The sequence below is a fragment of the Aliiruegeria lutimaris genome (genome assembly GCF_900099935.1).
In the GTDB taxonomy this organism is placed as follows: Bacteria; Pseudomonadota; Alphaproteobacteria; order Rhodobacterales; family Rhodobacteraceae; genus Tropicimonas; species Tropicimonas lutimaris.
This window is the reverse complement of record NZ_FNEK01000003.1, coordinates 48020-71282: the sequence shown is the minus strand read 5'-3', so window position 1 is coordinate 71282 and position 23263 is coordinate 48020. Positions and strand designations below refer to the sequence as shown.

Sequence of the window (23263 nt, the reverse complement as noted above, 5' to 3'; positions counted from 1 at the left end):
GGCCTGATAGAGGGGGCTTATGATCAAGCTCGACATTCTCTCCGACCCGATTTGCCCCTGGTGTTACATCGGAAAGACCCTGCTCTTTCACGCTCTCGAACAACGGCCCGACCACCCGTTCGAAATCGAATGGCACCCGTTCCAACTCAATCCCGACATGCCCAAGGGCGGCATGGACCGGCGCGATTACCTCGAATTGAAATTCGGCGGCAAGGAAAAGGCGGTCGAGGTCTATGCCCGTATCGCCGAGGCGGCCGAAGCGGCCGGGCTGGAGATCGACTTTGGCGCGATCCAACGCACGCCCAACACGCTGGACGCTCATCGCCTGACCCACTGGGCCGGGTTGGAAGGGCGGCAGACCGAGGTGGTCCAGTCCTTGTTCGACGCCTATTTCCTGCAAGGCCGCGACATCGGTGACCGGGACGTGCTGGCCGATATAGCCGACAGCGCGGGGCTCGACGCCGCCGTGATCCGACGCCTGCTCGAAGGCGACGCCGATGCCGAGGATATCCGCGCCCGCGATGCGAATGCGCGCGAAAGTGGCGTGACGGGCGTGCCCACCTTCATCATCGGCAACCAACATGTCGTTCCGGGCGCGCAACAGCCCGACCTCTGGATCCGGCTGGTCGACGAGGTCAACGGACAACTCGGCGGCACTGCATGACGGCGCCCGAGAAGCCCCTTGGCCAGGTCGAGTTCATTGCCCTTATGGCGATGCTCTTTGCCATGGTGGCCTTCTCCATCGATGCCATGCTGCCCGCGCTGCCGGAAATCGCGGCCGATATCTCGCCCGACGCGCCTAACCGGGCGCAATTGATCATCACCAGCTTCGTGCTTGGCATTGGGCTCGGGACGCTCTGTACCGGCCCGCTCTCCGATGCCTTTGGCCGCAAACCGGTGATTGTCGCCGGCGCGGGCCTTTACATCATCGGGGCCGTGCTGGCGCTTATGGCAAACTCGGTCGAAACGATCTTTGCCGCCCGCCTGATCCAGGGAATTGGCGCTGCCGGGCCGCGCGTGGTGGCCGTGGCGATCATTCGCGACCTGTATTCGGGTCGGCAGATGGCGCGGATGATGTCCTTCATCATGCTGGTCTTCACCCTTGTCCCGGCTATCGCTCCGACGCTCGGCGCGGGGGTCATCTGGCTCGCCGGGTGGCATGCCGTGTTCATCGCCTTCATCCTGTTCGCGATGATCTCGACGCTCTGGCTTTCCCTTCGCCAGCCCGAAACCCTGCCGCGCGAGAGCCGCCGTCCGTTCCGGGTCGATCCGTTGCTGGAAGGCGTCAGGGAGATCCTCACACACCGTGTCGTGGCGCTGTCGCTCGCGACACAGACCCTTGTTTTCGGATCCTTCTTTGCCACGATTTCCTCGACCCAGCAGGTCTTTGACCAGACATTCGGGCGCGGCGAGAATTTCCACTTCTGGTTCGGCGCCATCGCGCTCTGCGCGGCACCGGCAAGCGTCATCAATGCGCGGCTGGTCGAACGGATCGGCATGCGCGGCATGATCACCCGGGTTCTGGCGGTGGAGATATGCGTCACCGCCCTGGCGGTCGGGTTGAACTGGCTGATCCCGCTTGGCGCAACCGCGTTGTTCTTCGTCTATTTCATCTGGACCATCAGCATGTTCTTCATGGTCGGGCTGACGGGCGGGAACCTGAACGCGCTCTCCATGGAACCGATGGGACATCTGGCCGGGCTCACGGCTTCCGTCACCGGTTCGCTCGGTACCATCGGCGCCGTCGCCCTCGCCATTCCGCTGGGTCTTGCCTTTGACGGCACGCCGCTGCCGCTGATGATCGGCAGCCTGTTCCTTGTGACAACCGCTTTCGGGATGATGCTGTTGCTGCGCGCGACAGATCCCCAACGCCACATGGCAACATGAAAATCACTCCGCAATAAGAACAACGCCCGGCATGCGTGCCGGGCGTTGTTTGTTCGAAGCGTAGAGGCGCGGTTACTGCACCATCATTTCCTTCTGGCATTCCCGAGTCGCTTCCATCGCCATCTTCGTGCCAGTCAGGTCGATCTCCACGGCATTCTCCATGCCAGGATTGATGGTCAACGTCTGTTTCATCGCGAGGTCGTTGCCGAAATTGGGATTGTTCGCCACGACATAGCCGCCGGCGAAACCTTCGCGGGCAGCACCGGTCGCCATGCCCGAGAACATAGCTCCGTCGATATCGAACTTGACTTCGCGTTGCTCGCCATCGGCGATCTCCACATCGCCCGACGTATAAACCGCGAGAAAGCCGAACTTTTCAGTGTCCCCCTCGCCCAGCATCGCCATCTCGGTGCCGATCTGGACGACATATGGTTCCTGCTGGGTTTCCATGAAGCAACCCTTGGTCGCCTCGTTGTAGAATATGTTCCAGCCCTCGACCTCCCCCTTGCCCATGAAAGGCTGCGCGATAGCGCCAGATGCAGCGACGCAGGCAACCACCGCCAACGCAGTCTTTCGATAGTCGATCATAATTTCCTCCCCAGGATTAATCTTGCGGCGTCGAATGCGCCGAGCAACGCCAACAGACTGCCTGCGAAGCGCGTTGACAATCAAGCCCAATCGTCTCAAATGCGATGATTATTTCTGGGCGGCGGCAGGTTTCGCCCGCGCTTGCTCCGCGAGGTCCCTTGCGATGGCGAAGGCGCCCTTGATCTTGTCGGCGTTGTTTTTCCAGTCCCGCCGCACGACGATCTTGTTATCGCGGATCTTCGCCAGCCCGTTCTGCGCCTGCACGAAGGTGACAAGCCCGGCCGGGTTGGCGAACTTGTCATTGTGGAACTGGATCACCGCGCCCTTGGGCCCGCCATCGAGCTTGGAGATGCCGGCGCGCTTGCACATCGCCTTGATCCGCACGATCAGCAGCAGCGTGTTGACCTCCTTGGGCAGCTTGCCGAAACGGTCGATCAGCTCGGCGGCGAAGCCTTCCAGCTCGACCTTGGTCGTGAGCCCCGAGAGGCGACGATAGAGGCCAAGGCGCACGTCCAGGTCGGGCACGTAATCCTCCGGGATCAGCACCGGCACACCGAGATTGATCGTCGGCGCCCATTGGCCATCATCATCGGTGAGCCCCTCGAGCTCGCCCGACCTGATCTTGCCGATCGCCTCTTCGAGCATGGTCTGATAGAGCTCGTATCCCACCTCGCGCATCTGGCCGGACTGCTCCTCGCCCACGAGGTTGCCGGCGCCGCGAATGTCGAGATCCTGGCTGGCCAGCGTGAAACCGGCCCCGAGGCTGTCGAGCGAGCCAAGCACCCGCAGCCGCTTCTGCGCCGTATCGGTCAACCGCGCGCGGGGCTTGGTCGTCAGATAGGCATAGGCGCGTGTCTTGGCCCGCCCCACCCGGCCGCGGATCTGGTAGAGCTGCGCGAGGCCGAACATGTCCGCCCGGTGCACCACCATCGTGTTCGCAGTCGGAATATCGAGGCCGCTTTCCACGATGGTCGTGGCCAGAAGCACGTCGAACTTGCCGTCATAGAAGGCGTTCATGCGGTCATCCAACGCGCCCGCCGCCATCTGGCCGTGGGCGACGACATACGTGACTTCCGGTACCTGCTCCTTCAGGAAATTCTCGATCTCGCGCAGGTCCGTGATGCGCGGAACGACATAGAAGCTCTGCCCGCCCCGGTAATGCTCGCGCAGGAGCGCCTCGCGGATTGTCACCGCGTCGAACTCGCTGACATAGGTACGGATGGCCAACCGGTCGATCGGCGGCGTGCCGATGATCGACAAGTCCCGCACGCCCGAAAGCGACATCTGCAAGGTGCGCGGGATCGGCGTCGCGGTGAGCGTCAGCACATGGATATCGGTGCGCATATCCTTGAGCCGCTCTTTGTGCTGGACGCCGAAATGCTGCTCCTCGTCGATGATCAGCAGGCCGAGATTGTGGAACTTCACCTGCTTGGCAAGCAGCGCATGGGTGCCGATGGCGATATCGACCGAGCCGTCGGCGATGCCCTTGCGGGTTTCGGTGGCCTCCTTCGCGGGCACGAAGCGCGACAGCTGCCGCACCTTGAGCGGGAAGCCCCGGAAACGGTCCTTGAAGGATTTCGCGTGTTGGCGCGCGAGCAGCGTCGTCGGCGCGATCACCGCCACCTGCATGCCCGACATCGCGGCCACGAAGGCCGCCCGCATCGCCACTTCCGTCTTGCCGAAACCGACATCGCCGCAGATCAGCCGGTCCATCGGCTGGCCGCGCTCCATGTCTTCCAGCACATCCTCGATGGCCTTCAACTGGTCATCGGTCTCCTGGTAGGGGAAGCGGGCGGAGAACTCCTCCCACATGTGATGGTCGATCTGCATCACCGGCGCCCGGCGCAGCGCGCGCTCGGCGGCGATCCGCATCAGCTTGTCGGCGATCTGCCGGATCCGCTCCTTGAGCTTGGCCTTCTTGGCCTGCCAGGCGCCGCCGCCAAGACGGTCGAGCAGCCCCTCTTCGTGGCCGAAGCGGGAAAGAAGCTCGATATTCTCCACCGGCAGGTAGAGCCGCGCCTCTTCGGCATATTCGAGGTGGATCATCTCGTGATCGGCGCCGAGCGCGTTCACGATCTCCAGCCCCTTGTAGCGCCCGACCCCATGATCGACATGCACCACGAGGTCGCCCGGCGAGAGCGATTGCGCCTCGGTCAGGAAATTCTCCGCCCGCCGTTTCTTGCGCGGGCGGCGAATGAGCCGGTCGCCCAGAACGTCCTGTTCGGAAATGACCGTGAGCGCCTTGCCCTCGAAACCATGTTCCAGCGCCCAGACGACGAGGAACAGCCCACCCACGCCCTCGGGCACATCGCGGAAATCAGTGATCTCCGTTGCACCCTGTACGCCCTCATCCGCCATGAGGCCAGCCAGACGCTCCCGCGCGCCCTCCGAATAGGAGGCAACAATCACCTGCCCATTGCCGCGCTTGGCCCGGATATGATCGGCCAGCGCACCGAAAAGGCTGACCGTCTCCTGCTGCCGTTCAGGCGAGAAATTGCGCCCGATCCGTCCGCCGGCATCGATCACACCCGGCCCGACACCCTGCGGCAGCGCGCTGAGCGTCACCACCCGGTGGCCGGCAATCGTCGCCTCGAAGGCGTCATCGTCGAGATAGAGCGTCTCCGGCGCAGCGGGTTTGTAGACGGAATCCAGCCGCGCCTTGGACTTCATCGCCTCGACGCGATTGTCGTAGCTGTCCGTGATCCCCTCCCAACGCGCGATCCGCGCCGGGCCGGTCTGGTCGTCCAGCATTACCGTCGCGTCCGGCAGGTAATCGAACAACGTCTCCAACCGCTCGTGGAAGAACGGCAGCCAATGCTCCATCCCCGCCTGCTTGCGCCCCGCGCTCACCGCTTCGTAAAGCGGGTCATCGGTTCCGGCAGCGCCAAACTCGATGCGATAGTTCTGCCGAAAGCGCGTGATCGCCGCCTCGTCGAGGATCACCTCCGAGACCGGCGCCAGTTCCACCGCCTTCAACTTCTCCACCGTGCGCTGGTTGGCCGGATCGAAGCGCCGCGCGCCGTCCAGCACATCGCCGAACAGGTCAAGCCGCACCGGGCCGCTCTGGCCGGGTGGGAAGATGTCGATAATGCCACCCCGCACGGCATAGTCGCCCGGCTCCATCACCGTCGGCGCCTGGCTGAACCCCATGCGCACGAGGAAGGCCTTCAACTCCGCCTCGTTGATCCTGTCGCCTACGCGCGCGGCAAAAGCGGCCTCGCGCAGCACGTCGCGCGCCGGAACCTTCTGCGTTGCCGCATTGAGCGTGGTCAGCAGCACGAAGGGTCCGGGAATTCCAGCGACCAAGGCTGCGAGCGTGGCCATGCGGGTGGCCGACACATCCGGATTGGGGGAAACCCGATCATAGGGAAGGCAATCCCAGTTCGGGAAATCCAGCACCACGGCGTTTGGCGCAAAGAAGTCGAGCGCCGCCCGCATCGCCGCCAGCCGCTTGTCGTCGCGCGCGACATGGACGATGGGCGCTCCCTTCTCAAGTTCGCGCGCCAGCAGAAGCGCGTCGAACCCTTCCGGCGCACCGCCGGCAACGATATGTGCAGGATCTGTCATGATACAGCTTCCCTAGTCCAGCCATGAGCGGTGTCAACAGTCGGGGAAAAGATCTCGCCCCTTACTAGCGGCGTCCCTTGCCCGGAGAACTGCCCGCGCACTCTCACAAACGCTCCCCCGAAAGCGCGATCCGCAGGATCCTTCGCGGCCTTGCGTCCTGTTTCCGACATCCGTTGTCGCCTTTGGCCTTGCCTGCCCTGCGCGCGCCCGCGACCCTCAGACCAGCAACATGCGGAGGGCATCATGAAATCCACAACCCAGGTCTGTGTCATCGGGGGCGGCGTGGTCGGCTGTTCGGTGTTGTATCACCTGACCAAGCTCGGCTGGAGCGACGTGATGCTGCTGGAGCGCTCCGATCTGACCAGCGGCTCGACCTGGCACGCGGCTGGCGGGTTTCACACGCTCAACGGCGACACGAACATGGCCGCGCTGCAGGGCTACACGATCCGGCTCTACAAGGAGCTGGAGGAAATAACCGGCATGTCCTGCGGCTTGCATCATGTCGGCGGCATCACGCTCGCGGACAGCCAGGAACGTTTCGACATGCTCAAGGCGGAACGCGCCAAGCACCGCTACATGGGGCTGGAAACCGAGATTCTGTCGCCGTCCGAGATCAAGCAGATGGCGGAGCTTGTGAATATCGATGGCATCGTCGGTGGCCTTTACGATCCGTTGGACGGCCATCTGGACCCTTCCGGCACGACCCATGCCTATGCCAAGGCCGCGCGCATGGCCGGGGCCGAGATCGTGACCCATTGCATGGTGCGCGAGACGAATCCCCGCCCCGACGGCAGCTGGGACGTGGTGACCGACAAGGGTACGATCCATGCCGAACATGTCGTCAATGCCGGCGGCCTCTGGGCGCGGGAGGTCGCGGCGATGGCCGGTGTCTACCTGCCGCTCCTGCCGATGGCGCATCAATATATCGTCACCGATGATATCCCCGAGATCGCAAACCGCGCGACCGAATTCCCCCATATCATGGACCCGGGCGGTGAGAGCTACATGCGCCAGGAGGGGCGCGGGCTCTGTATCGGCTTCTACGAAAAGCCCTGCGAGGCGTGGTCGGTGGACGGCACGCCCTGGGGTTTCGGCCATGAACTCCTGAACGACCAGTTCGAGAAGATCGAGGACTCGATTGCCTTCGCCTATGCCCGCGTTCCCGTGCTGGAAACCGCCGGAGTGAAATCCGTGATCCACGGGCCGTTCACCTTCGCCCCCGATGGCAACCCGCTGGTCGGCCCGGTTCCCGGCCTGCGCAACTATTGGGCCGCGGCGGCGGTCATGGCCGGTTTCAGCCAAGGCGGTGGTGTCGGCCTGACGCTGGCGCAATGGATCATCGACGGCCAGCCCGACCAGAACACATTCGCCCTCGACGTGGCGCGTTTCGGCAAGTGGACCACGCCCGGCTACACCATTCCCAAGGTGATCGAGAACTACCAGAACCGCTTCTCGGTGAGCTTCCCCAACGAGGAACTGCCCGCCGCGCGCCCGTTCCGCACCACGCAGATGTGTGACATCTTCAAAGGGATGAACGCGGTTTTCGGCCAGCAATACGGGCTGGAGGTGGTGAATTACTTCGCGCCAGAAGGCGAGGAGCCCTACGAGACGCCGACATTCCGCCGATCCAACGCCTGGGAGTCAGTGCGGCAGGAGGTCATGGCCGTACGCGAGGCTGTCGGCATCAACGAGATCCAGAATTTCGGCAAGTTTCGCGTCACCGGTCCCAATGCCCGCGCGTGGCTGGACAAGATCATGGCGGGCCGCATCCCCAAACCGGGTCGGGTCGCGCTCTCTCCGATGCTGGAGCCTTCGGGGCGACTGATCGGCGATTTCACCATCTCCTGTCTGGCCGAGGGCGATTTTCAGCTCACTGCCTCCTATAGCGCGCAGGATTACCACCTGCGCTGGTTCGAGCAGCATCTCGAAAGCGGCAGCGGCGTGCGGGTGCGCAATGTCTCGGACCGTCGTACGGGCTTCCAGATCGCCGGACCGAATGCGCGTGAACTGCTCCGTCGTGTCACGCGTTCGGACGTATCGGCCGAGGCGTTCCGGTTCATGGATGTCCGCCGCATGACGATCGGCATGGCCGATGCGGTCGTGCAGCGCCTCTCCTATACGGGCGATCTGGGCTACGAGATCTTCGTGGCGCCAGAAAGCCAGCGACACCTGTGGCATGTGCTGACCGAGGCCGGACAAGACCTCGGCCTGCGCCCCTTCGGGATGCGGGCGATGATGTCACTCAGGCTCGACAAGGGGTTCGGCTCTTGGCTGCGGGAGTACTCGCCAGACTACACGCCCGCGGAAACGGGTCTGGACCGGTTCATCAACTGGAAGAAACCCGAAGATTTTATTGGCCGGAAAGCCGCCGAGGCCGAGCGTTCCAAGGGGCCGCGCCGAAAGCTCTGCACCTTCTTCGTCGAGGCTGAGGATGCCGATGTGGTGGCCTACGAAGCGATCTGGATCGACGGCGAGGTCGAAGGTTTCTGCACGTCGGGCGGCTTTTCGCATTTCGCAGGGAAATCGGTCGCCATTGGCTTCGTGCCGACAGAGCGGATCGTGGAAGGATTGCGGGCAGAGATCGAGATCCTCGGGGCAATGCGCCCGGCCACGCTCCATACAAAACCGCTTTTCGATCCGGATGGCGCACGCATGAGAGGCTGAATGCCTGAAAGCGGGAGACGCGCCCACCGACGCTACAGTTCGGCGCTCGTTCAGTGCACCCGTTTGCCTGCCACCGCCGCCGAAGCGTATCCCGCGTCGAGTTGCAGTGTGCCCTTCTTGTTGGAAACCCGTCCGCCAACTGGCAGGGCCGTCGGCGCCTTTTTTCGGCGCGCTTGCCGTCCGAACATGACCTGGATCCTGATCAGACCGGTACTTGCGCAGCGGCGCAGTTCCATCCACTGAACCGCGGTGCCTGCTTCCAGGGTCTCCATTTCGACGCGGTCCCCCGGCCGCAATCGTTCGACCGGCACTTCGCCACCTCTTGTCATGACCGTGTCACCGGATTGAAAGACTCGCAGCGCGGGATGCGCCGACGCGTCGGGGTCCGGCCGTGCTGCGGCCAGCTTGTGTTCTGCTATCATTCCTGCCTCTTCGGCGGCTCTTTTTTGGCCGTCCGTTAGAGGCAGGTAACACCACGTCGGCTCGCCATGGCAGGCCGAAAACGGATCGATTCGATCTCAGCCCAAGAGTGAGTCTTTTGGGCCACTTTTCCGAGCGATCGCAGCACCTTGCGCAGAACGCCCCGAAACGAAAACGGGGGAGCGTCTCCGCTCCCCCGAGTTTCAGTTTATGCCGTAAATGCACTTACTCTTGCAGCAGAAGCACCTCGTGCTTTTTCAGCGTGCGGCGCGCAGCGACGTAATCGTTGCGGCCCTGCACCGTGCCGAGTTCCGGGAAGATTTCCAGGATCTCGCCCCGCTGCTCGCTATCGATGCCGTTCAGCGTGTAGTCACCGGGCTGGAAGCTCTCGGTCCAGGCACCGTCGGCCAGCACGACCTCGTGGCGGTCGAACATGAGGTGGATATAGGTCGTCTGCAATTGCGGCAGACGCTTGATCCCGCTCCGGCCAACCAGGTGCTTGGCCGCCACCAGAACCTCGTGCTCTGCGAAATAGAGCGAGGTACGGTCATTGGCGACCAGCATGCGGTGGTTGGGCGAGACCATCATGTCGCGCTCCGGCAACCCGTCGCCCAGCGAACCCGCCGGGATCAGGATCGGCTGCAGATGCGGCACCGAGGCGAGCGTGCCATAGTCGAGCCGCTTCTGGCCGTACCAGCGGATTTCCTGAACACCGTTGTCGCGAGTCAGAACCTTGTCGCCGACGCAGAGCTCTTCCACCAGCTTTTCGCCCGAGGGCGTCGCCACGCGGGCGCCCGGGGTAAAGCAGGGGATGATGTTCTCGATCTCGCGGAACTCGGTTCGGCCGATCACGTTGCCGCCCGGCGCATCGAAGAACTCCACGAAGCCGGATTCGGTGGTCGGATCGTTATTGGTCCAGGTCACCTTGAGCGGACCGAGGCCGGTCAGGTCGAGCGTGTCATTGTCGACACCACCTTCGCCACCGACCACGAAGTCCTTGTCGCCCACGTTAACGAAAGTGTCCTGGTCGTCGCCGCCATATAGCAGGTCGCCGCCATCGCCGGCCACGTTGGCATCGCCCGAGATGGTGTCGTCACCATCTTCGCCAAAGACGATGTCACGCCCTTCTCCACCGCTCAGCGTGTCGTTTCCATCGCCGCCGGCAATACCGTCGCTGCCCTCCTCGCCGAAGATTGTGTCATTGCCGTCACCGCCAAAGACCAGATCGGAATCGAGTCCGGCATAGACGGTATCATCGCCATCGCCAGCGACAATCACATCTTCCTCGTCGACGAGCGGCGGGACCGCGTCGTCGCCATCGACCATGTCGCCATCGGGGTCGCCGGTGTAGCTGGTGTCGATCAGGTCGTCGCCACTTGTACCCTCGACCACGCCGTCGATGGAGTTGAAGCCGGTTGCAAAGGTACTGGCTAGGGCGGGATCCGTGTTGCCGCCAACCACATAGACATTCTCGATTTCCGAGAACTCGGCAGTGCCAACTTCGTTCAGGTCTTCGTCATAGAAGGTGACAGTACCGGCTTCCGGGTCGGTGTCGTCGTAATCAACCGTGGCCAGCCCACCGACGACCAGAGCGTCGTTATCGTCGCCACCCTCGCCGCCGACAACCACATCGCCGGCAAGTGCACCGATAATATCGGCATCGTCGCCGCCATCGATGGTATCGGTGTCGCTGTCGAAGCCGCCAAAGAGGATATCGCCGCCTGCGCTGCCAGTGATCGTGTCGGCGCCTTCGCCGCCGAACACGTTGTCCGCGCCGTCGCCGCCATGCAGCTCGTCATCGCCCTGGCCACCGAGGATGGTGTCGTCGCCCTCGCCGCCTTCGACATAGTCATCGTCGATCCCGGCATCGATATAGTCGTTGCCGGCATCGCCGTAGATCGTGTCGTCGTCGTCCTGGCCATAGATGGTGTCGTTACCGTCGCCGCCATGGATCACATCCATGCCGTTATCCGGCGTCGGATCGGCGCCGTAAGTGTCGGTGCCGTCATCCTTGATGTTCAGCGGGTCGAGCGCCGGGTCGGCGCCGAGACCACCATAGATGGTGTCGTCGCCCGCGCCGCCATCGATTTCGTCGGAGCCTTCGCCGCCGATGATCGTATCGGCACCGTCGCCGCCCAGGATCGTGTCGGCATCCAGCCCGCCATCGATGGTGTCGTCACCTTCGCCGCCGTCGATATAGTCGGCATCGTCGCCGGTGGTGATCGTGTCGTTGCCCGCGCCGCCATAGACGGTGTCCATGTCGTCGGTCGGGTCGCTATCGGCCGGAATAATCGGGACGGGACCATAGGGACCGAAACCCAGATCGGGCAGCGGAATGCCGGTCGAGGAAGTGTCGATCACGTCATCGCCGTCGTCGCCATAGACCGTGTCGGATCCGTCGCCGCCGATGATGGTGTCATTGCCGCCACCGCCATGGATCTCGTCATCGCCGACGCCGCCGTCGAGCATGTCATCGCCCGCCGCGCTATCATCGGGATCGGGCGCATCAGAGGTGTAGTCGACATGGGCGTTGTCAAAGGTGGCGCCGGAATTGCCCAGGTCCACCGTCACGACCACATCGTTGAAATCCGCGTCGCCCAGATTCTTCATGTCTTCGAACGCAATCGTCACCGCGCCGTTCGAATCCACGCCGACGAGGGTGGTATGCTCCACGCCGTCGCTGTTCAGGTCGACATTGGCGCCATACCCCGAGGACAGGAAGGTGCCGTCCGGGCTGTAGATGCCGACGCCGACGATATCGCCCGGCTGGACGTCGTATTCATAGACGTTGCCGCCCTCGTGGATCGTATTGGAGCTCAGGATCTCCAGGTTGGAGATCTCGCCCGTGTCAGGGTCGATGGTGTAGACGAAAAGCTGGTTCGGATAGGAAACGGTCGTCCCCTCGCCCAGCGTAATGGTCACGGTGTCGTTCTCGACCTGGGCACGGTCGCCCCAGATCTCGTCGTCGCCCTCGCCGCCCAGAACGGTATCGTTGCCCGCGCCGGCATAGACGATGTCGTCGTCCGGGCCTTCGCCGGGCAGGACGGCATCGCCATTGTCGATCATGTCGCCTTCGGGGTCGCCGGTATAGGCGTCGTCGATATAGTCGTCGCCATTCGTGCCCTCGACGATGCCGTCGAGCTCCGCCGGCAGGTCGATGGAATAGGCCAGGTCGTCGATCGCGCCGGAGGCCGGGAAATAGACCTCCATCGAGAAGACACCCTCGCAGTCGACCTCGGCCAAATAGTAACCGCCATCGGCGGTGCCCGGCAGCGTGATCGTCTTGATCACATCGCCATTTTCGTCATAGCAGCGGATCTCGCCGCCATGTTCGAAATCGATCAGGTTCAGGCTGCGCACATGCGCCGCGCTGTCGAAGTCAAAGGTGATCGTTCCACCGCCGGCATTGTCGTCCGGGTCGGTGGAATCGCCGTCTTCGGAAATGATCAGCGCCTTGCCGGCCGTTTCCGAAGCGAGGTCATAGTCTCCGCCTGTCGGGTTAGCCGTGTCGAAAATCATCGGCGGGTTGCCGGTGGATCCAGACGAAATCGTAACGCCGAGGTCATTGAATTGATCGCCAACGATGGCGCCCGTGGCCAGATCGTTGAAATCCAAAAGGACATTGGTCATAGCCGCCTCCTATCGATTAAAGCCGTGGGGTCGCGGCATATTGGACCCGTGACGATTAAAACTTGATTTCGTGTTCCGAATGCGAACGGAACGACGCACAGGCACCGCGCTGCGCTCGGGTCTCGTCTGTGTCTTACCGGTTGCCATTTGGCCAACTCCAATCCGTTCACTTTCACACCAACAGACCCACACGGGGCGAATGGCCCTCAAGGATCTGCCGAACCTATGCCGAGGTGGAATGAAACGTCGAAATCCGCCTGGACGCCTGCACGGTGTAATTCCCACACCGACGTCCCGCATGTCCGCCTGCGATCGCATAATCGCATGGTTCACCCACGACCCCCCCGGCCATGTTCCTGCGTGCGGCCGCCCCCGTGGCCAAAAGTCAACGCCCCCCAGTCAGGCCGTTCAGGTATACCGCGTCAGGATGTAGCCAAGGAAGCGAAAATTGTCGGAAAAATGGCGACGGAAATGGGGCAATACCGTGGAAATCCTATATTTCTCGGGACTCGCCCGACTGACCCACGGTGCCAATTGTTTCCGGTTTTGCGGCTTTGTGAGACCGCTCCGCCATGTTTCCGACACATTTCAGCCCTGCACCCCCCGCAAACCGGCAGTTCCGGCACCATATGTTGATGGTTGCGTTTCACGATTGGCAACAATCAAGAAGACGTCACGTCAACGCCCAGATCTTGCCACAAATCGGAAGGGTTTTGCCAAAACGGTTAATGGATCGTTATCGTTCGAGCACCAATTTCAGGCTCTGAGCCGAGATTGTGCCGCCCAGACCGACTCGCTCCGCCAATGGTGATGCGAATCACGAACGGGCGCTATCCGATTCTTCCCGCACCGAAACGCCTGCCGGCACGTCGATCCCGGGAAGCCAGGGCTTGATGTCCACGACCGGGGTTCCGTCCAGGCAATCGATGGCGTCGATCTCGATTTCGCCCGACGCGAGGTCGATGGAGCGGATGGTCACCGCGGACATGGCGACCGGGTTCGGCCGGTTGGGCGAGCGCAGGGCGAAGGTGCCGCGCGGGGCGTATGTGTGGCGCGGGTTCTGCACGATCAGGTCGCGCCGCGCCCGGTCCATCCAGTAGAGCACCATCAGGTGCCGCCCGGCCTCCAGCCCGGCGAGCCCCTCCGCGTAGCCCTCCCGCAGCACGATCCGCGCGCCGCGCCCGTCCTCGCGGGCGGTGGAGATGTTGCGGGGGCACTCCGCGCGCTCGGTCCAGGGGCTGCGGATATGGCCGATGAAGGCAACACCGGCCTCGGTGCGCTCGGCGGGATCGAAGTCGAGCAGATGCTCTCCGTCTCGGATTTCCGGCTTGTCGGTCACGTCGTATCCCTTTCGCGTTGCCTTGCCCGAGAATGGCCATGCCCGCGCCCGGCGCCATGCGAAAGAGCGCCGCAGCGCGCGCCGGTTTCCACGGGCTTCAGGATGGGTTCAGGGGCGGGAGCGCACCGCGCCCGTTCGTGCCGTGAAGGCGGCGCTTGCGCTCGGCCTCGAAGACAACCCGCAGCTGTTGCCAGGCCGCCTGCCCGGCATCGCCACCGCCGCGGCCGAAACGTTCGGCGCCAATCGCGGCCAGCGCGGGCTCCAGCGCATCCTCATCGCCCGGGCAACGCTGCGACCAGAGCGCCAGCGCCGTTACAACACCCGACAGGTCCGTTTGCGCAATGGCGCGCGCCACTTCATGGGCGGCAAACCCCTCGCTGGCCAGCCGCGCCGCGCGGCGCTCGGCGTGCCGGCTCTTCAGCGGCGGCAGGAGCCACCGGTTGCCGGCCCACAGCAGCAGCCCGAACAACAGCCCTGCCCCCACCAGCATTGCGACCTCGCGCGGGGTAACCTTCGGCAGGGCCGGCGCCGCGGGCGCGTCAACCTCCAGCCGCGCCCCTTCGAGGCGCGCGGTTTCCACCTTGCCGCTGTCGGTATTGAACCAGTCGAGGGCGATCGCCTGCAGATCCACCGCCCCGCCATATTGCGCGACATAGGTTTCCACCTCGGTCCGGCTGCCGGACAGCACGCCGCGCTCCTCCGTCTCCCGCACGACGGGATCCCTGGGATAGGCTTTGACTGCATCGCTCTGCACACCCGGTAACAGGGGCGGAATGAACAGCGGCGAGGTGCCCTCGATCCGGGCAGTAACGGTGCGGGTTGCCGCCTCTCCCTGCCCCAGCGGACCATCCGCGCCCTCGATGCTCTGCTCCAGCGTGAAGCCGCTGGCCAGGATCAGCGGGTCCAGCCCCTCCGCGCCCTCCGGCACACGCACCTGGAAGCGGATCGGCTCCAGCGGCGCCTCATATGTCACGGGCTGGGTGGTGTCGGGGTCGGCATAGGTCACGGTGATGCTTTGCGCCGGAAGGCTCACCTCGCCCGGCAGCATCGGGTAGAGGCGATAGGCGCGGCTGACGCCCGACCACGTCTCGCCATTTACGCTTTCGCTGATCGGCCCCGAGGCGCGTTCGGGCAAGCGGGTGATGACATTGGGCGCCTCCATGCTCGGGAAGGCGGGCGGCTGCGGCAGCCAGGTCGGCACGAGGATCGAGATACGCAGCACCATCGGTTGGCCCACCACGCCGGTTTCCGGCTCCAGCGAAACCCGGACGAGCGGTTCGACCGCCGATTGCGTGGCTGCGTTCTCTGTCTGGGCAAGGAGACCGAGAGGGAGCAGCAGAAGGCTAAGAGCGAGGACGAACACTCTCATGGCTGCCCCCCGTTCGCATTCTCCTGCAGGAAGCGCGTGCGCAGGAAATCCCCCATATCGGTATCAACCGAGCGCATCCATTGCTCGGCGGTCTGGAAGCCCTGCCCCTCCTCCTGCTCCGAGTAGTCTTTCTGCGTCTCCGCGCCCCGCTCCGCCTCGTTGTCGAAGACGACATCGTCGGCCCCGATCCCCTGTTCCTCGCCGGTATCGCCCGCCTCCCGCGCGTCCTCGACATAGGTCAGGATCGCCTTGGTGACTTCCAGGTTCCACTCCGCCTCCGGGAAATCCGGCTGCAATTCAAGCGCCTTTTCATAGGCCGCGATGGCGGGGCGGTATTCGCGGTTGCGCGTCCGCGCCATGCCCTCGCCAAAGGCGGCCTCGGGCGTGTCCAGCCGGGAATAGAGGTCCACCGCATCCGGGTACTGCCCCGAGCGGAACAGTGCGAGGCCGCGCCACATCGGGTCCTGGAAATGCTCTGCGGCGCGGGCAAAGTCCTTTTGCCGATAGGCGCGCATCCCTTGCTGATCGGGGGTAAAGAACCAGTCCACCACATCGGCGCGTGCTGTCCCCGGTGCGGAGACCCCAAGTCCAAGCGTCAGCAGCACAGCCCATCGCATCGTCCAGCCACGGCGGAACCACATCAGCAGAAGCGGCAGGGCGAGCCAGCCGAGCAGCCAGCCGCGATCATCCCAGTCGAGCCGTTCATCGCCCAGAAGTGCGGCGCGATAGGCCGAGGCGGCGGCGCGGTCGATGGCGCGGATGTCGGTGTCGTCCGCCGTGAGTTGGATCACCTGCGCGCCGGGCAGCGCATCCAGCGCCCCGCGCGGGCTGCCTTCGGGGGCGGCAAGAAGGAAGATCATCGGGATCTCGCCCAGATCGGCAAACGCCGCGACATCGGACTGGTTCAACGCGTCCAGCACGAAGAGGATCGCACCGGGCGTCTCCGATTTCGCCAGTTCTTCCTTTGCCAGTTCCAGCGCGGCGGTGGCATTGTCGCCTGTCTGAGGCATGACGGCGGGTGTGAGCGCCTCCAGCATGGAGCGCAGGATATTCGGGTCCTCGGTCAGCGGGGCGACGCGGTGGGCGGTGCCAGCATAGGCGATGAGCGCAGTGCGCGCGCCGGCGCGGTCCTCCACGAGGTCGAGGATCTTGAACTTCGCCCGGTCGAGCCGGTTCGGCGGCAGGTCCGGCGCCTCAATGCTCTCGGAGACCTCCAGCGCCACCACGAGCGGCGCGCTCTGCGCAAGGAGCGGGTTGGGCACGCGGCTCCATGTCGGCCCGGACGCGGCCAGCACCAGCAGGATCACCGTTGCCATCACCAGGTCGATGGGTTGCAGGCGACGCTCCCCCCCCTGCCCGACTGTCAGGGCCTCGGCCAGATGCGGCGCGATGCCGGTGGCAGGTTTGCCGTAATCACCGCGCAAGGCCCGGATGCGCCACCACAGCAACGCCAGCGGGAGCAGCGCCAGCAAAGCCCACGGCCTGAGCAGGTGGAATGCACCGAGCGCGTCGAGGAAGCCGCCCATCATGCTTCCCTCCTGCGGCTTGTCATCTGCATCCATCCGCTCGCCAGTATCATGATCACCGCGGCCAGCGCGAAGGGGATCCAGGCCAGCGGCTGTTTTGGCTGGAAGCTGACGGTTTCGGTGATGCGCGGATTGAGCCGTTCGATCTCGGCATAGATCGCCTGCAAGCCCTCGCCATCGGTTGCGTAGTAGAACTGGCCACCCGCACGGTTGGCGATGTCTTCGAGCGCCTTGAGATCGACCTTGTCATCGCCTGCCCCCGTCGGGTCGCCCACGCCGATGGTGTAGATCGTGACGCCTTCCTGCGCGGCGATCTCGGCGGCGTTGACGGGAGACATGCGGCTCGACGTGTCCGCGCCATCGGAGAGCAGCACGAGCAGCCGCTGCTCCACCTCCGAGGTTTCGAATGTGCGAATGGCCAGCCCGATGGCGTCGCCAATGGCAGTATCCGGCCCGGCCATGCCGACCTGCGTGCCGTCGAGCAATTCGCGCACGGAGTCGAGATCCTCGGTAAAGGGCGTCTGCACGAAGGCGCGGGTGCCAAAGACGATGAGCGCGATGCGGTCGCCGTCGCGCGCCTCGATGAAGCCGCCCACGACGTCCTTGACCAATTGCAGGCGCTGCTGGCGCTCGCCCGCCTCGTCCTGCATATCGCGCGCATCCATCGAGCCGGAAATATCGACCGCCAGCACCATGTCGCGCGCGGCCTTTTCCACCACCACTTTTTGGCCGAGCAGTTCCGGCCGCGCGAGGCCCAGCACCAGCAACAGCCAGCACAGAATAGCGGCAAGCATCTGTACCTTTCGGCGTTGAAGGATGACGGAACCGGGGCGTGGCTCCAGCCCGGCAGCCTCCGTGATCTGGCGGAAGAAAGGAATGCGCAGCGCGCGGGTGCGGTCGCGATGGGGCGACGCGAAACGCCAGACCAGCAGCGGTGCGGGCAGCAGCAGGAGCGCCCAGGGGAAGGCCAGCGACAGCGTCATGTCACGCGCCTCGCCGGTTTGTGGCTCTTGAGCCAGCGCCGTGCCAGTGCGGTCACGGCCGGATCCGTCGGCACCTCCCGCCACGGGGCGCGGGTGAGCGCGGCGCCGAGGTCGCCCGAGAACCCGTCCCCGCCGTAGCTCTTGTCGAGAAAGGCGCACCAGTCCGGGCCAGTCAGGCTGGCCACATCGGCACGCGGATAGGCCACGAGCGCGGCACGGCGCAGGATGGCGGCAATCGCCTCCGGCTTGTCGCCCGCCCGTGCCAGCTCGGCAAGTGCGGCGCGTCGATAGGCATTCGCGTTCCAATACCGCCGCGCGCGGTAGCCGGCAAAACACAGCAGGCCGATCACCGCGAGGCCGAGCCAGATCCAGCCCGACGTGGCTGGGATCATCGAGATCGGCTCGGGTTCCGGGATCGGCTTGAGCATGTCGAGCATCTCGACGAGGTTCTTGCCATCCGTCTCGGGAAGGTCCGCCATCAGCGCCCTCCCCGCAGGCCCATCAGCTCCATCAGCTGCGGCAGCGTCTCGCGCCCGGCCGAGAGCGGCAGCACCGGCACGCCGTATTTCCGCGTCCAGCCAATGGCACGGGCGATGCGGGAGCCGACGACTTCCTCGACCCGTCGCATCGTCTCGGCCTCGCGCGCATCAAGCTCGACCTGCAAGGTGCCATCCGAGGCAACGATGCGGAAATCTTCCGGCAAGCTGAGGCCGGACGGGTCGGAGACCGGGAAGAGGATCACGTCATTATGCTGCGCGAGCCGGCGGACAAGACGCTCGGTCTTGTCGTCCACTTCGGCGAAATCGGAAAAGACAAGGATCAGGTTGCCGGTTGTGGCGATCCGCGCGGCGGCCTCCAGCGGTCGGTTGAGCGGCATGGAGCGGGCGACTTCGCGCTCGGCATGGAGCGCGCAATTGGCATCGGCAATGCAGGTGAGCAGCCGGTTCAGTGCGACATTCGACGCCTTGGGGCGCAGCTCGGCCAGGGTGTCGTCGGTAAAGACGATGCCGCCGACGCGATCCCCCTGCGCGCGGATGCGGAAGGCCGCGAGCGCGGCGGCCTCGGCGGCGGTAACCGATTTCATGTTGCGCTGGCTGCCATAGAACATCGACATGCGCTGATCGACCAGCAGCAGCGCCGGGCGGTCGCGCTCCTCGGTATAGACACGCACATAAGGCTCGCCGGTGCGCGCGGTTACCTTCCAGTCGATGGTGCGCGGGTCGTCCCCCACCTGGTAGTTGCGCAGCTCCTCGAAATTGAGGCCCCGGCCCCGGAGCCGGCTGGCATGGCGGCCATTGAGCGCCGAACGCGCGGGCTGGCGCGGCAGGAATGAGAGAGCGCGTGCGGAACCTGCCAGCTTGCGCAGATGGGCAAGATCGGTGTGGATGCGCGGGTCGCGCGGTGTGGTGGGCTCCGGCATCGCCCGCGCCTCAGGGCAGTGCGACGAGGCTGACGATCTCGTCGATCACCCGGTCAATCGAAACGGCGTCGCCCTGTGCCTCGTAGGAGAGCGCGATCCTGTGGCGAAAGACGTCATGGACGATGGCGCGCACATCGGCCGGATCCACGTAGTCGCGCCCCTTGAGCCAGGCGTGCGCGCGGGAACATTTGTCCAGCGCGAGGCTGCCGCGCGGCGAAGCGCCGATCTCGATCCAGCGGGCGAGATCCTCGGAGAGCGCCCCCGGCGTGCGGCTGGCCTGCACCAGGTCGGCCATGTAGCGATCCATCGCGTCGGCGACATGGATCTGGCCGATCTCAGCGCGGGCATCGAAGACGGCTTGTTGCGGGATCGCGGGCGGAGCCTTACCTCTACCGCCGGAATGGGTGTCCTGCTCCTCGCCGCGCACCAGCCGGATCACTTCCACCTCGTCTTCGACCGGCGGATAGAGCACCTGCACATGCATCAGGAACCGGTCCATCTGCGCCTCGGGCAGCGGATAGGTGCCCTCCTGCTCGATCGGGTTCTGGGTCGCCATGACGATGAAGAGCGGCGGCATCTTGTGCGTAGTGCCCGCAACCGTCACCTGTCGCTCCTCCATCGCTTCCAGTAGCGCCGCCTGCACCTTGGCGGGCGCCCGGTTGATCTCGTCGGCCAGCACGATATTGGCAAATATCGGCCCCGCCTCGAAACGGAACTGCGCGCCTTCAGCGGTCTGGTGATAGACCTCCGTGCCCGTCACGTCCGATGGCAACAGGTCCGGCGTGAACTGGATGCGCGAGAAATCGGCTTCGAGATTTTTCGACATCGCCTTGACTGCGCGCGTCTTGGCCAACCCGGGGAGACCCTCGATCAGCAGGTTGCCATTGGCCAGAAGCCCGATGACAAGCCGCTCGATCACGTCCGTCTGGCCGATGATGGACTGGCCCATGCGCTCCTGAAGCGCGGTGATCTGCTCATGTGCGGTCATGGAAACCTCTCCTCAACGGACATTCCGGTCGCAATCGTCTTGATCGGGGGCGCTGCCCCCGTCGCGGCAGGCCGCGACTCCCCCGGGATATTTCCGGAAAGAGGAAGCCCGGTCCCACGCACCGAATTCATCTTTCCTCCAAATATCCCCGCCGGAGGCACGATCCGAAGGATCGTTCTGAACTCGCGGACCATGGTCTCATTCCGTGGCGGGGAAAATCACGGCCCAGTCCTTCGCCATGTCGGCGAAATGCCAACCGTGCTCGGCGCCCTCGTCCAGCCCCCGGTTCAGCACGCCGATATGGCCCTCGCGGTCATAGGCCCATTCGCGATCTGCGTCGGTATGGTGGACATAAAGGCCGAAGCCCGGCGCCTCTCCCGACGTGGTCCATTCCAGCATCTGGAAATCGCCATCCGAATTGCCGCCGGCAAAAATAGGGCGCTTGCCGATATGGTGATTGATCGCCACCGGCTTGCCGGCCTTGTCATCGTTGAAGAAGAGATCGGGCATCTTCATCAGGACCGGCCCGGCCTCGCCCAGCACGTATTCGGTGACGAGCGAGGAGCCCACCACCTGCGCCTCGTCGATGCCATAGGCATCCGGCGCCAGCACCCGGATGAAATCAATACCGCCGCCGGAGACGATATAGGTGTCGAAGCCTTCGTCTCGCAGATAGACCAGCAACTCCAGCATCGGCTGGTAGACCATCGCGTCATAGGGCCTGCCGGTGGTGGGGTGGCGGGCCTCGTCCAGCCACGCGGCAACGGAGGCCTGGAAGTCGGCCACCGACATGCCGGTATGGGAGGCGGCCAGCACTTCCAGCAAGCCTTCCTTGCCAGTCGCAAGCAACGCCTCGACATCGCCCGCCGCAGCCGCCTTGAGGGCATCGGAGGTAAGCGCAGAGGCGTCGAGTTTCTTTACCTGGTCGATGGCGAAGAAGAGCTGGAAATAGGCCGGCTGCTCGGCCCAGAGCGTACCGTCATTGTCGAAGACGGCTATGCGGTCGGCGGGGGTGACATAGGTTTCGGAGGCCGGGTCGGTGACCGCCTCGACGAAGGAAATGATCGCGGACTTGGTCTCGCCCGCATTCCAGGAGGGCAGCGGGTCGGCCCAGAGGGCGGTTGCGGCCAGGCTCAGGGCGGAAGCGGAAAGAAGGGGCCGGATCATCGGGAAACTCGCTGGTTCAAAATCTGGTAAAGAAGGAAGAACGACGGGGGCGCGACTGCACCGCGCCCCCGATTGGCTTCGATCAGTTGCTCGACGTGCCGCCGGTCTGCAGCGATTGCAGTACCTGGTCGATGGAGAAGCTCGCCGGCTTCTGGCGCGGCGGGAATTTCTCGAAGGTCGACAGGAACTGCGCCACGAAGGCCTGCGCCGGCACCAGCAGATAGGCCCGCTCCAGACGCCACTGCGAATAGCCGATGCTCTCGTGCTCGGCCCGCTCGAACGGATCGCTGTAGAGGTTCATGACCTTGGGCAGCCGCAGGAAGGTGAGCGGCTCCTGCCAGACGTTGAAGCCGTGCTCGCGTTGCTCGGCAAAGACCACTTTCCACTGGTTGTAACGCAGGTTCATCAGGTCCCCGCCATCGGAGAAATAGAAGAACTCCTTGCGCGGGCCTTCCTCGGTCTCGCCTTTGAAGAAGGGCATGAAGTCATAGCCGTCCAGGTGCACCGGCTCGTTGCCCTCGCCAAAGGGCGCCTCGGAGAGCATCCGCTCCTTCATGTCGGTATCGCCAAGGGCGGACATGAAGGTTGGGAACCAGTCGAGATGGCTGATGATCTGGTTGGACTTGCGGCCCGGCTCGATGACGCCCGGCCACTTGATCATCATCGGAACGCGGAAGCCGCCTTCCCAGTTGTCATTCTTTTCGCCCCGGAACGGCGTGGTACCGCCATCGGGCCAGCTGAACACCTCGGCGCCATTGTCGGTGGAGTACATCACCACGGTGTTGTCGGCGATGCCCAACTCGTCGAGCTTGTCGAGCATCTGGCCGACCATCTTGTCATGCTCGACCATGCCGTCGGGATAGACACCCAGGCCCGTGACGCCCTGGCTCTCTTCCTTCAGGTGGGTAAAGATGTGCATCCGCGTGGTGTTGTACCACAGGAAAAAGGGCTTCTCCTGCGCGACCGCGCGGTCGATGAAATCGAGCGCTCCGGCGGTGACCTCCTCGTCGATCGTCTCCATGCGCTTGCGGGTGAGCGGGCCTGTATCCTCGATCGCGCCGTCGGCGGAAGACTTGATCACGCCGCGCGGGCCGAAATTCTCACGGAAGGCCGGATCTTTCGGATAGTCGGCGTTCTCGGGCTCCTCTTCGGCATTGAGGTGATAGAGATTGCCGAAGAACTCGTCGAAACCGTGGTTCGTCGGCAGGTGCTCGTCGCGGTCGCCGAGGTGGTTCTTGCCATACTGGCCGGTCATGTAGCCCTTGGACTTCATGTATTCGGCAATGGTCGGGTCCTTCTCGGACATGCCTTCCGGCGCGCCCGGCAGGCCGACCTTGAGCAGGCCGGTACGGAAACCCGACTGGCCGGTGACAAAGGACGCGCGGCCGGCGGTGCAACTCTGCTCGCCATAGCCATGGGTAAAGAGCATGCCCTCATTGGCGATGCGGTCGATATTGGGCGTCTGGTAGCCCATCATGCCCTGGTTGTAGGCGCTGACATTCCAGTAGCCGACGTCGTCGCCCCAGATGATCAGAAAATTGGGCTGGTCGCTGTCCTGCGCCAGCGCGGCGCCGCTTCCCAGCCCCGACAGCACGGCGGCGGCAGCGAGGCTGCGCCATGGTGCGGAGATACGATTGGTCATGTAATCCTCCCTGATTATCCCGCGCAATTCCTCGCGGGCATAAGTCAGTAGATTGGCGTGAAATCGAGTCGTT

16 protein-coding genes are annotated in these 23263 nt (G+C 64.2%); 3 read left to right on the top strand and 13 right to left on the bottom strand.

Translation table 11 applies throughout. The features are described 5' to 3' along the window. Nucleotides 1-19: 19 nt before the first annotated feature. Both BLR85_RS02475 and BLR85_RS02470 read left to right on the top strand, forming a co-directional pair. Nucleotides 20-664, top strand: coding sequence for a DsbA family oxidoreductase (locus tag BLR85_RS02475; RefSeq protein WP_093148760.1), 645 nt, complete (start codon nt 20-22; stop codon nt 662-664). After that, the gene (locus BLR85_RS02470; RefSeq protein ID WP_093148756.1) at nt 661-1887 is read left to right on the top strand and encodes a multidrug effflux MFS transporter; all 1227 of its coding nucleotides are present in this window, start codon (nt 661-663) and stop codon (nt 1885-1887) included. The genes BLR85_RS02475 and BLR85_RS02470 overlap by 4 nt, the downstream gene beginning before the upstream one ends. Before the next feature lie 72 nt (nt 1888-1959). Here the strand turns inward: BLR85_RS02470 and BLR85_RS02465 are convergent, their stop codons facing one another. Then, nucleotides 1960-2475: a hypothetical protein gene (locus tag BLR85_RS02465; protein ID WP_093148750.1), complete on the bottom strand. Its 516-nt coding sequence runs from the start codon at nt 2473-2475 to the stop codon at nt 1960-1962. Between the two features lie 108 nt (nt 2476-2583). Further along, on the bottom strand, nt 2584-6042 hold the full coding sequence (gene mfd, locus BLR85_RS02460; RefSeq protein WP_093148745.1) for a transcription-repair coupling factor: 3459 nt from the start codon (nt 6040-6042) through the stop codon (nt 2584-2586). 243 nt (nt 6043-6285) lie between these two features. On the opposite strand from mfd, the gene BLR85_RS02455 reads away from it, so the two are divergent. Next, nucleotides 6286-8706 (top strand): GcvT family protein, encoded by a 2421-nt coding sequence (locus tag BLR85_RS02455; protein ID WP_093148740.1) that lies wholly within the window; start codon nt 6286-6288, stop codon nt 8704-8706. Nucleotides 8707-8756: 50 nt separating this feature from the next. On the opposite strand, the gene BLR85_RS02450 is transcribed toward BLR85_RS02455, so the two are convergent. The 11 genes from BLR85_RS02450 to BLR85_RS02400 form a co-directional block, all read right to left on the bottom strand. Then, complete coding sequence (locus BLR85_RS02450; RefSeq protein ID WP_093148736.1) at nt 8757-9128, bottom strand: hypothetical protein; 372 nt, start codon at nt 9126-9128, stop codon at nt 8757-8759. Between the two features lie 223 nt (nt 9129-9351). After that, a complete protein-coding gene (locus BLR85_RS02445) occupies nt 9352-12756 on the bottom strand; it encodes a Hint domain-containing protein (protein ID WP_093148733.1) in 3405 nt (1134 codons plus the stop codon). A gap of 817 nt (nt 12757-13573) precedes the next feature. Next, nucleotides 13574-14095: a tRNA (N6-threonylcarbamoyladenosine(37)-N6)-methyltransferase TrmO gene (tsaA, locus tag BLR85_RS02440; RefSeq protein WP_093148729.1), complete on the bottom strand. Its 522-nt coding sequence runs from the start codon at nt 14093-14095 to the stop codon at nt 13574-13576. Nucleotides 14096-14192: 97 nt separating this feature from the next. Further along, complete coding sequence (locus BLR85_RS02435) at nt 14193-15464, bottom strand: BatD family protein (RefSeq protein WP_093148725.1); 1272 nt, start codon at nt 15462-15464, stop codon at nt 14193-14195. Beyond that, nucleotides 15461-16993, bottom strand: coding sequence for a VWA domain-containing protein (locus BLR85_RS02430; RefSeq protein WP_244520585.1), 1533 nt, complete (start codon nt 16991-16993; stop codon nt 15461-15463). Before BLR85_RS02430 ends, BLR85_RS02435 begins: the two co-directional genes overlap by 4 nt. Continuing rightward, the gene (locus BLR85_RS02425; protein ID WP_093148721.1) at nt 16990-17973 is read right to left on the bottom strand and encodes a VWA domain-containing protein; all 984 of its coding nucleotides are present in this window, start codon (nt 17971-17973) and stop codon (nt 16990-16992) included. Before BLR85_RS02425 ends, BLR85_RS02430 begins: the two co-directional genes overlap by 4 nt. Further along, nucleotides 17970-18452, bottom strand: coding sequence for a DUF4381 domain-containing protein (locus BLR85_RS02420; protein WP_093148717.1), 483 nt, complete (start codon nt 18450-18452; stop codon nt 17970-17972). The genes BLR85_RS02425 and BLR85_RS02420 overlap by 4 nt, the downstream gene beginning before the upstream one ends. Continuing rightward, a complete protein-coding gene (locus tag BLR85_RS02415; RefSeq protein WP_093148713.1) occupies nt 18452-19393 on the bottom strand; it encodes a DUF58 domain-containing protein in 942 nt (313 codons plus the stop codon). Before BLR85_RS02415 ends, BLR85_RS02420 begins: the two co-directional genes overlap by 1 nt. A 10-nt stretch (nt 19394-19403) precedes the next feature. Next, nucleotides 19404-20381 carry an AAA family ATPase gene (locus tag BLR85_RS02410; protein ID WP_093148710.1) on the bottom strand — a complete coding sequence of 326 codons (978 nt, stop codon included), beginning with the start codon at nt 20379-20381 and terminating at the stop codon, nt 19404-19406. A 198-nt stretch (nt 20382-20579) separates the two neighbouring features. Next, nucleotides 20580-21545 (bottom strand): HAD family hydrolase, encoded by a 966-nt coding sequence (locus BLR85_RS02405; RefSeq protein WP_093149166.1) that lies wholly within the window; start codon nt 21543-21545, stop codon nt 20580-20582. 85 nt (nt 21546-21630) lie between these two features. After that, entirely contained in the window at nt 21631-23190 is a 1560-nt protein-coding gene (locus BLR85_RS02400; protein ID WP_093148707.1) for an arylsulfatase, read from the bottom strand. Between the last annotated feature and the right edge of the window lie 73 nt (nt 23191-23263).